Below are 6,502 nucleotides of genomic sequence, written 5' to 3'. Positions count from 1 at the left end.
GTCGTTTCCTCCAACAACTGGCCCAGCACGTCGTACGCGAAGGCGATGGTTTCCGGTTCCTGTGGTTCGCCGTCCGGCGTCTTAATGCGGCGGATCTCCAGCAGGTTGTCATTCGCGTCGTGGCGGTATTCGGTGACGTCGTGTGCGCTTGTGCGGCGCGTGAGCCTTCCCACTGCATCACGTTCATAGCGTTGTTCGATCTGCACGCTTGTGCCGGCAGCCTGGCGCGTGAGGGTCGCGAAGCCCAGCCCGTCGTATTCGGTCTGCTGACGATGGCCGTCCAGGTTGACCTGTTCTACCAGACGGTCGCATACGTCGTAGCGGAAGCCGTATCGCTCGTCGTTCTCGTTGACCAGCGCGTTGAGCTTTCCGAAGGCGTCGTACTCGAAACCTATCCGGCCTCCCGACGCATCGCGCCGCTCCAGGACCTGTCCGCGTGTATTGCGGGTGTAGCGGGTGGTCTGGCCCAGCGCATCAGTGCGTCCCACCGGCTGTCCCACACCATCGAGCATGAAGTGCTCTTCAGTGCCATCCGCGCGGATGACGGCCGTCAGCCGGCCCAAGGCGTCATGGCGGTAGCGCGTGCTGTTGCCCTCTGCGTCCGTCACACACTCCAGGCGTCCGCGCGGGTCGTAGTAAAAGCACGTCTGTGAACCCGAGCAGTCGGTGTGACGCGCGAGCTGGCCGTCTTCGTTCCACTCCAGTTGCCGTGCGCCGCCGCGTGCATCGGTGATCTGGATCAACTGGCCCCAGACGTCATGGTGAAGCAGGGTGCGTCGCGCCAGTGGATCGATTTGCATGACGCCGTTGCCACGTTCGTCGTACAGATAGCGCGATGCGTTGCCGGCGGCATCGATTTCCGTGACCGGTAACGCCCACACAGGATGCCATTCGGTCTGCTGTACACGTCCGAGGGGGTCGGTGTTCGACACGGGCCGTCCCGCATCGTCATACGACCAGCGCCATACGCCTCCCTGCGCATCGGTCACCGACAACAGCTGCCGCTCATCGTTCCACTCAAAGTGCGTCACCTGGCCCAGTTCATCTTCGTAGCGCGTGATCTGGTATAGCGCGTTCCACTCGCGCACGCTGCTGCGGCCCAGGCTGTCGCGTACCGTCAGGCGCCGCGCGACGGGATCGTGGTCGAGCCAGTAGTGATCGCCGCTGTCGGTCCAGTGTTCGATGACGCGCCATTCCTCGCCGTCCGGGCCATCGAAGCGGCCCCAGCCGTAATGGCACTTCAGACCCGCCGGCAGGCGATGCATCACCATGCGCCGGCCAGCGTCGTAGGCGAACTCACGCAGCGTATGGCCTTGGGCGTTGCATACCGCAGCCAGATCGCCTGCGGCGTCATAACGGTATTGCACGAGCAGTTCGGTCTGGCGCAGCCCGTCGCCGTAACGACGCCCGATGCGACTCACGCGGCACGGTTGCCCGTGCTCCTCATAGTGCAGCTCCGCACAGAGCGTCTGCGCGGCGTCCGTGATGCGGGCAAGACGACCCGCTTCGTCGTATTGCAGCTGGAGTGCATTACGGTTGCGGTCGCCCAGCAGCACCAGCCGCTGACGCCCGTCGTGATGCGGGTCCGGTTCGAACATGCGGTACACGCCGTCATCGGTTTCGATGAGCCAGTTTCCAGCCTCGCCGCGCCGCACACCGAGGCTCTCGCCGGGGCTGCGGAAACCACTGCCCGGACGTACCGCCTGCATGTCCAGGCGCCGGCCCGTTTCATCGATGTACGTCCAGCAGTCGGTATCGGACGTTCCGGGCGTGCGTTCCACCGACACTTCCAGCGGCACACTCCAGCCTGCGCCGAACAGGCATTCAGTGCGCTTGTCCTGGCTGTTGTAAACGCGTTGCCAGACAAGGGGGAAGCGGCCAGGGAGAGCGAAGTCCATGTCCTCTTCGCCGGCAAGGTACTTCGCCCCTGTCGCCGCGTTGACAGGCTGGTTCACCGCATTGTTCGAGCTGCTGAACAGGTTGCGCAGCGCCACGCCCGCTTTCTGCGCAATGATGTTCATGCCAAGGCCAAAAAGAAAACAGCCGGCCTTCGACGCCATGCTGCCGCGGCCCATGAACGCCATGACGATGCCTATGACGAGCGCCACGGGGGCCTTGCCACTGCGGATTTCGCGCACTACCGCGAGCGGACCGCCGATCCGTACGTCCGGAGAGACGTCTGCACCTTCCGCAGGCGCGTCAGCAATCTTCGCTTCGCACGTGCTTCGCGCGCCGCTTCTCGCTGCCGGCTGGCCGTTGATGGTCACATGCTTCACACCCTCTGCAAGATATTCTTTGGGTTCGGGCGAGGGATGCTTGTCGCAGCGGATCTTGTCGTCGTCGCACGGAATGGCCGGTTCCGGACTTGCGACTGTCGGTTGCACCATCTGCGAAACGAACTCTTTCGCCGTCTGCAGCCAGCTGCCGGCAATATCAATGATCGACTGCTCTTTTGGAGGGGCATCCTTTGCGGCCTTCTCCAGCGCCGCAATTTCCTCCGTGGTCAGAAGGATACCCGCGGCGCGCGCGGCGGGCTTGCCGTTAATATGCGTGTCTTTTGAGCCGGTGGCGATATGTGCCTGGATCGTCGGGGGAAAGAGCGCATTGCCGATGTCCTGACATGCCTCCGATATCTTGTCTCCGAGGCCCGTGGCAACCATGACGGCACCGACGACAAGACCGATGGCAAGCACCGTTCCGCAACCCAGCGTACACGCCTCAACCCCGACGGCCGCCGCAACCAGCGCTTGCGCCGCCATCTGAATTACAGCGTTGGCGGCGACCTCCAGCACGCCGCCAACCAGATCGGCCCATGGTGACGTATGCAACAGCGCATCGCCCTCGCGGGCAGCCCATAGATCTCCCATCGTGTCCCCGTCAGGTTCGTTGAAGAGGGCTGAGCCCTTTCTTTATCGTTTCCCAGTGCTCGGCGTCAGCCTGCGTGAGCGCGCTGGAGCGGGTGTAGGTGAGCGCCATCAGCAACCGCGTTCCCGGTACAACGAAAGCAACCTGGTACTGGTGCAGGGTTTCCTTGCCCCGCGTGAAGCGGCTTCTCAACTCGAGCGCCGTGAGGTCATGTCCTGCGCCGATCTTCAGGACTTGCCGGGGCGCGTAGTGGAGATCCTGGACCTGTGAGCCCAGCTTCTGGATCTGTTCGTCGATGACCGATTCAAGCGTTGCGCCATCCGGCATCGCGCCGCGGCTGATGACGAGCGATGCATCGAGCGACGGAAGGCGGATTGCATTGAGGGTGCTGTCGAGAAACTCCTCAGCAGGCAAGGTGAGTGCGATTTCATTGGTCTGATAGTGCGTTGTACTCATCGATCACATTCCAAAACAAGATTCGGGCGTTATTTTTCGGAAGGGAAAGTCTTGTCGACCGCTGATTTGATTGCGGCCTTTTCGGCTGCACCGTGCGGAGCAATGTTCGCCGCCTTGCTGCCCATGTTCAGATCGAGCGTGCCGCCTTGGGAATTGATCTTGCCGCTTTGCGCAGCGGTAATGTTGAAGTTCGTGCACGTCATGTTGATCTCACCGTTGCTCCTGAGCTCGATGATGCTGTCGCCGCACGACAGTGTGATGCTGTCGCCGGCTGCACACACGAAGTTGTTCAGTACCTGGATCACCTTGTCAGCGCCGATCAGTGCTATGTCATCTGACTTGACAGAATGGGAGCGCTGTGCGCCCACTGTTGCAACCTCGTTCTGGCCGACTGCCTTCATGCGGTTGTTGCCAACGGTGTGGAGTTCGCTATCCTCAACTTCAGTGCGCATGTCCTTCTCGGCCTGCAGCCACAGTTCCTCTGCACCCTGCTTGTCCTCGAAGCGGATCGCATTGGCGTTGCCCGCACCCCCCTTCATCGAGCGCGAAAGAAGCCCGCTTTGCGTCGCATTACCCGGCAGATCCCACGGCGGCATCGTGGCGGCGTTGTAGAGCCGGCCTACAACAATCGGCCGATCGGGATCGCCATTCTCAAAATCTACAATCACTTCCGTGCCGACACGCGGCACGTTGACACCGCCGAAGCCGCCCCCTGCCCACGGATACGACACGCGGATCCAGCACGATGAGTTCTGGTCCCTCACGTCCGAGCGGTCCCAGTGGAATTTGAGCTTGACCCGACCATATTTGTCGGTCCATATTTCACTGCCCGGCGCGCCTGTAACAATCGCCGTCTGCGGGCCGCTGGTACGCGGCTTGGGGTAAAGGTCGCGTTGTGGCCGGTAGATCGTCGTCGCAGGCTGTACCACGAACGAGGTCTGGAAGTGGTAATCGCCGCCGCCGCTGGCCTGCGCCAGTTCATTGGCGTGCAGTCCGGCGCTGATCACGAGATATTCCCGGTTGGCCGCTTCGTACGGGTAGCCTTCGAGTTCGAAGGTTGTGCCGCACACGACGTTTCGCAGCGCGCCACTACCTTGTGCCCGCTCGCCATGCGCGCGCACTTCTTCCATGCGAAGGCGGGCGACATCCTCGCCCCGTTCCAGCTCGGTATAGTCGCCCGGCCATTCGTAGCGTTCGAAGTCGTTGTGCGCCGTGTCCTGGATCAGTTCGTTCTCGGCCGAGAGCCGGGCACCGGGATTCTTGAAGTCAAAATCGTTCGTCGTCCAGCGGCCCGACTGCAGGCTGCCCGTGAGGTCGAAGTGATCGATGTACTCCATATCGATCTTGTGTCCGGGCGGGTAGTACCAGAGCTTGTGATAGGCCTCGCTTTCTACGGGCTTGTGTGAGCCCAGATGATCGACCAGTACCATGCGATGAAACGTGTTGCTGTGCTCGAAGAACCAGTAAATGCCGTGCTCGGCGAGCATGCGCTGCACGAAACGGTAGTCCGTTTCGCCATACTGGACCTGGTAGTCGAGCATGGGATACTGGTCGCCAAGCCGCAGGTCGTACGAGTACGTGTACGTGTCGAACACCTCCTCGACGATTTCAATCACTGTCTTCCGCTGGAAGATGCGGAAGTCGGAGCGCTGGTCCGCAAGCCAGATCCATGGTTTCAGGATCAGTTCGTAGCGGCTTTGCCGGTTTGACTGATTGACGTAGCGTGCGTGGGCGACAATTCCGCTGATTTCGCGCGTGCCGGCACCGATATTCGTCGCCCCGGCGGCGCCCGCGAGGCCGGGAATAAATGAGCCCATCCCCTCAAGCTGAATCATGACCGTAAGCTCCTGTCCGATCATCGATTTCAGGTCGATATTGGCCGCCACACCGGGGGGAAGGTCGGGGGCCGTCAGGCAATCAAGTGTGTAGGCGTAGATTTCCGAGAGTGCCTCATCGCCGCTGATGCCCTTGAGTTCCAGCATCGATTCGCCGCCCGGTCCCTCCGGCAGCGCAGGCCCGCTCATCGTGAGCGTGCGCGGTTTTACGAAATCAAGCATGACTTGCCCCATCCTTCCTGATAGTGCGGTGTCGCATCCCGCGACACCGCGATTTCCTTGTGTTTCGTGTCCGTGCTACCGGCGTTTATCGGCCGGCTTGACTCGGGACGCCCGATAGAACACGCCGCCCTGGTAGACCACGATGTCCGCACCGATGCGGAACACATGACCGCACTGTCCTGCGTCAAGCATCAGGGTGCGAGCCGGGACACCGGCATCCGCTGGCCCCGCGTGATATCTGTCGAGCAGGACAGGGGCGGTCGCGCGTGTGTCTGCATGCATTGCGTCCGGTACACAGTCGTCGTCACCGATGCGTAGCTGTCTGGGTCCGATCGTGACCGTCTGTCCGACAAGACGATGTGCCCTGTCGGGGCTCACGGACACTTCGCTGTAGCCCACAATCCTCGTTACGCGCCAGATGCCGTCAAAGCCGAACGGGGCGTGCGAAGCCGCTGCTGGCGTGGCCGACGCCATCGCAGAAAGCGTTGCCGCGGCCGCGAGGTAACCTGCCGCGCGAATCCTCATGGTGTTGCTCCCGAAGCAGGTTCGAGAGCCGATGCAGGTGCCGGAGGTGACGCGAGAAACGGCGCGGCTTCCCGGCGTCGACGGCTGACCAGCCCGTCGCTGCGAAGCGGAGGACCAACAGGGCGACCATGCGCATCGTGCGCATGCACATAGACGTAGTCGTTCATGTTCCGCGCGACGGCGGCCATGTCACCGCGGTTGGCCGGGTTCAGCGCCGCACGCGCGCCCCCGGGCACGTTGTAGGCAAAGCTCACGGCTGCGTCGAACTGCTCCTGCGTCAGTGCCTGGCCGGGCACTGCGTTCCGGACGATTTGCTCGGCGCGCCGGATGCCTGTGGCAAGTTGCGCGCGGATGGCGGAATCGGGCACCGGCTGCCCAAGTTCTCGTGCCGTGCAGGGGCCCATGTGCGCGAGTGAGCCCACTCCGAACGTACAGTTGTTCGCGGTGTCGTTGTAGTACACGCGCCGCAGCCCTTCGTTTTGCTGCAGGGCACGCTGGCCCTCCGCCGACAGGGAAAGGTTTGCATTGGCGTCGGTGGGCGGATTGGCGGAGCAATGGGTGGTCGTGGTGGGCATGGACGTATGTTCCTTTGTCGGGAC

General features: G+C 62.4%; 5 protein-coding genes. All 5 read right to left on the bottom strand.

Features of this window, described 5'->3' with window-relative positions; translation table 11 throughout:
• Window positions 1-2,867, bottom strand: a 2,867-nt coding sequence (locus J8I87_RS30085; RefSeq protein ID WP_245254262.1) for a DUF6531 domain-containing protein, incomplete at its 3' end; no start/stop codon positions are given.
• Between the two features lie 10 nt (window positions 2,868-2,877).
• Window positions 2,878-3,321, bottom strand: coding sequence for a DcrB-related protein (locus J8I87_RS30080; RefSeq protein WP_209935796.1), 444 nt, complete (start codon window positions 3,319-3,321; stop codon window positions 2,878-2,880).
• 29 nt (window positions 3,322-3,350) lie between these two features.
• A complete protein-coding gene (locus tag J8I87_RS30075; RefSeq protein ID WP_209935806.1) occupies window positions 3,351-5,378 on the bottom strand; it encodes a type VI secretion system Vgr family protein in 2,028 nt (675 codons plus the stop codon).
• Between the two features lie 75 nt (window positions 5,379-5,453).
• A complete protein-coding gene (locus J8I87_RS30070; protein ID WP_209935795.1) occupies window positions 5,454-5,903 on the bottom strand; it encodes a hypothetical protein in 450 nt (149 codons plus the stop codon).
• Window positions 5,900-6,478 carry a lysozyme gene (locus J8I87_RS30065; RefSeq protein ID WP_209935794.1) on the bottom strand — a complete coding sequence of 193 codons (579 nt, stop codon included), beginning with the start codon at window positions 6,476-6,478 and terminating at the stop codon, window positions 5,900-5,902. The genes J8I87_RS30070 and J8I87_RS30065 overlap by 4 nt, the downstream gene beginning before the upstream one ends.
• Between the last annotated feature and the right edge of the window lie 24 nt (window positions 6,479-6,502).

The organism is Paraburkholderia sp. LEh10 (genome assembly GCF_017814945.1).
Taxonomy (GTDB): domain Bacteria; phylum Pseudomonadota; class Gammaproteobacteria; order Burkholderiales; family Burkholderiaceae; genus Paraburkholderia.
The sequence above is the reverse complement of the archived record's forward strand: the minus strand, read 5'-3'. Positions and strand labels throughout refer to the sequence as shown.